Source organism: Archaeoglobus sp., assembly GCF_017656475.1.
GTDB lineage: Archaea > Halobacteriota > Archaeoglobi > Archaeoglobales > Archaeoglobaceae > Archaeoglobus.
This window is the reverse complement of the sequence record NZ_JACDNT010000091.1, coordinates 1-1,194: the sequence shown is the minus strand read 5'-3', so window position 1 is coordinate 1,194 and position 1,194 is coordinate 1. Positions and strand designations below refer to the sequence as shown.

Here is a 1,194-nt window from a genome sequence, read left to right as displayed (position 1 = left end):
TATGGGCTGAGGGAAAGAGCCTACATGCTCCGCGATATCGAGCACGAGGATACGCTTTTGCTGAAAGCTCAGCAGATAATCGCCGACAACAAAGACCCTGTTGAGCACATAGAGATAGAAGCGCCGTTTACCTCCGATATTCTCACCCTCGATGTGGGCGATACGATAACGATTAACGACAGCGAGCTCGGGCTGAACGGCGACTACCGGATTAAGCGCCTCGAAATCAAGCCGACGACGATACGGGCCGAACTGGTGAACACTATCGCCTTACTGAGCGATAAGCTGAAAGAATACTATAACGGGCTGGAAAGTCTCGGCGTCTACGCACAGGGCGCGACGAACCTGTACAGCGTTCAAGACAGTGACAATGCCGACCCTGACCACCCGCTCGAACTGAAAATTTATGTCCCGCCTGAGGCCATTAAAATCAACCGCGTAAAGCTAAACCTCGTCGTCGGGCCGTTTAGGGCGTATTCGAAGGCCGTCCTCGGAGGAGGAGCTGTAATTGGGACGAGCGAGGCAAGTGCAGCGAATACTTCTGTTAGTACTGCAGCCTCTGAATCAAAATCACTCTCTCTCACAATCCATGATATTTCTGAGTATTATGCAGAATTGGTCATTGTGAATCACTGGACAAACTCATATACAAATGATATCACTATAACTGATAGCGAGGGATATTCTGCTACTACAGACCACAATTTTGAGTCTCATGGCTCATACGTATATTCATGGAAACGGCAATTTTCAAGCAGGAAAAATAGCGTTACGATTGATGTGCAGTTGTCAGATATACCCATGGATATGACTCTACTCGTAGTACATGATGGAACGCATACACATGATATCACCCTCCCAGACCACACCCACGATATCGATTTTGGCATCTATGAAATCGACACAGAGGCGACGGTGGACATCGCCGTGAATGGCACGGTAGTAAAGCAAGGGAGCACGGGCGAAACCGACCTCGACATAACGCAGTATATTACGACCGGCTGGAACACGATAACGCTCACCCCCTCCGACCTCGCCCGCATCCAGGCGAGCGTATTCTTCCAGGTATTCATACAGTCAAGGTGAGGGGGGCAATGTGGGGCCTGCAACATACCGTTCTTTGCGAGCTTTTGCATATAGCATGGGGCTTGCTACTATACTTGGCTCTGTTATACCCGACGTGGACCATATATT

At 49.5% G+C, this 1,194-nt stretch carries 1 protein-coding gene; it reads left to right on the top strand.

Annotated features, from left to right (window positions below; genetic code table 11):
• Positions 1 to 1,086 (top strand): hypothetical protein (locus H0Z19_RS11990; RefSeq protein ID WP_290726933.1); only part of this gene is annotated, 1,086 nt, incomplete at its 5' end.
• Positions 1,087 to 1,194: the final 108 nt, after the last annotated feature.